Annotated in this window: 2 protein-coding genes and 1 pseudogene; 2 read left to right on the top strand and 1 reads right to left on the bottom strand. The window is 32.8% G+C overall.

Going from position 1 to position 2519, the window contains the following annotated elements:
* Positions 1-137 precede the first annotated feature (137 nt).
* A complete protein-coding gene (locus Aba26S_RS20645; RefSeq protein WP_005028640.1) occupies positions 138-974 on the top strand; it encodes a ParA family protein in 837 nt (278 codons plus the stop codon).
* Positions 975-983: 9 nt separating this feature from the next.
* Entirely contained in the window at positions 984-2045 is a 1062-nt protein-coding gene (locus tag Aba26S_RS20640) for a ParB/RepB/Spo0J family partition protein (RefSeq protein WP_043974992.1), read from the top strand.
* A 45-nt stretch (positions 2046-2090) separates the two neighbouring features.
* Here the strand turns inward: Aba26S_RS20640 and Aba26S_RS20635 are convergent.
* Positions 2091-2519: pseudogene (locus Aba26S_RS20635) on the bottom strand (hypothetical protein); the annotation flags it as partial.

The following is a 2519-nucleotide window of genomic DNA, read 5'->3' as shown; positions in this document are numbered from 1 at the left end:
AAAAACACATAAGATATGGACACATGTTAGGCATATAGATTGAAAAAGTTGAAATATATTAAAAATAAAGTGAAAAAGTATTTTAAATATTTTTCAAATATTGTATTGTTTGACTTTACTTGAAAGGTGATTGAAAAATGGAAAAGAACTCAGGAAAAACTTATATTTGTACAAGCATCCACTTTAAAGGTGGTGTGGGCAAAACAACATCTACGGTGAATTGTGCTGCTAAGCTTGGAAAATTAGGTTATACGGTTTTAGTAATCGACTTAGATAGCCAACGTAATGCAACAAAACATATTTCAAATGTTCCAGATATTAACGATATAGATGGCACTCTAAAAGATATTTTTGAAAACTATAAAACAATTAACATTCACGATGTTATACAAGGTCCAGATAAAACCAACTTTGAAAATGTGTCTTTGATTGCTTGTGCTAATAACATTCGTGATGTTGAAATCAATATTCAGCGTTCTAGTCCAGTTCCTAATGAAATTATTAGAAGTGTATTAAGAAAGATAAAAGGGGATTTCGACTTTATTTTGTTAGATTGTCCACCGCGAATGGAAACTCTAACTTTTAATGCTTTGTTAGCATCAAACAGTTTATTAATTCCATTACAGGGTGAATACAGTATTCAGGGTTTGGAAGATATACTTAACTCTATGGATGACTTAGAGACAAGCAATCCAGATTTAAAAATTCTATCGCCAGTACTAAACTTTTATAACAAGCGTAATACAGTGGATCTTACCTTGGCTGAAGATATTCGCAATGAATATGCTCAACCAAAATTGCAAGAAAAACTGGTAAATAAGGAATTAATCTGTATTCCAAATGCTACGGTTTTTAGTCAAGCATCATATGTTAAGTGTTCCGTATTTGATCTGGATGCTGGAAAAGAAACACCAGCAAAACAAGCAATTAATCAACTTGTAGATCTAATGGTTTCTGAATACAAAAAATTATAAGGTGCTGATATGAACTTTAAAGATAAAGTAAAAAGCATGAAAAAAACATCTGTTGCTAATGCAACAGGGAGTGATGCTCAAGTTACTGATGTAAAAGAAAATACAGCGACTCCAACCATAGAAGAGGGGAGTCTTAACCCACTAGCTAAGCGAGAAACAAAAAATATTGTTAGCGGATCTCATTTAGAATCAATCGACATTGATTTAATTGATCCATCACCTTATCAACCACGTATCATGAATAAACGTGTATATGAGAAGTTGCCAATTTTGGCTGCTGATATAGAAATTAATGGACAAATTAACCCGATTACAGTTCGACAGAAGGGTAATCGTTACGAGTTAATTGCTGGTGAGAGACGTTTTAGAGCAATTAAAGAGATTTTAAAGCTCAAGAGAATTACTGCTTTAGTTAAAACATCTATGAATGATGATAAAGCTGCTATAACAGCTTTATTGGATAATACTGCTAGACAAAATCTTTCAGATTTTGAAAGCATATTAAAAATCAAGCAATTATGTGAAGAGTTTGGTTATCCTTTTGAAAGTTATGAATTTGTTACTGAAAAATTTGCGATTGATAAGTCGAAGTATTTCCGTCTCAAATATATTCTAGACTTACCTGAGTTCATTTTGGACTCTTTGAACGAAGATCCTGAGCTAATTTCTGGATATATTGCTCAAGAAGTGAATACCGCAATAAATAAAGCTTTAGAAACTAAAACTGAAAAAGCAATTTTCGACTTGTTAAGACCAGAATGGGATAAATACGTTGAAGAATTTAAATCCACGGGCAAGCGTCATAAAGGATTTATAGCTATTTTGAGTGAAGAAGAAAAAGCAAATAAGGCGACTAAGCCTGAAAAAACTGAAGAAGCTACTACTGAAGAACAACCGAGTAAGATTAAATTCGATTTTAAGACAGATAAGGGCGTTAAATTTGGTTCTATGAGTTCTGAATGTGGTACCAAAGGTAAGAGTGTACTTAAGTTGCGAGTAGCCTTGGATGCAGATATTACAGAAGAGAAAGCTAGAAAAATTGAAGAGTTTTTTAAGAGCTTGAATGATTGAAGTTTCAAAACTTTGAATGAAAAAAACCGGCATTGCCGGTTTTTTTTATAATAGATCTGGATTAAAAGTCTGGTTAAGCCAATCCGAACTACTTGGATTGGTTACTGGTTTTGATTCAGATACGTTTTGACTTGGTTTAGCATTGTTAATTTCGGACGTTTCGGTATTTTGAGATGTTTCAACGGTAGGGGAGTGGTCCTGAATGTTTTTATGTTCAGTATGTTTAGCTTCCTTTATCTTAACTGCTTTTTGAACAGGAACCTCCTTGCTCTTGATAGAATTAGTTACGGGCTTTTTAGGTGATTGTTCAATTTGCTCCTTACTACTTTCTGGTATTTGTATGGATATATGATCAAGATACTTTTTTTCAAGATATTCAATATCGTACACATAGTAAGCAGTATTAAACTTGGTGTATGTTTCAACACAAGTACTTAAGCCAAACCTTAATAGGAAAGAATTGACAGAATATAG

It is taken from the genome of Acinetobacter sp. NBRC 110496, from assembly GCF_000876115.1.
Lineage (GTDB): Bacteria > Pseudomonadota > Gammaproteobacteria > Pseudomonadales > Moraxellaceae > Acinetobacter.
The sequence above is the reverse complement of the archived record's forward strand: the minus strand, read 5'-3'. Positions and strand labels throughout refer to the sequence as shown.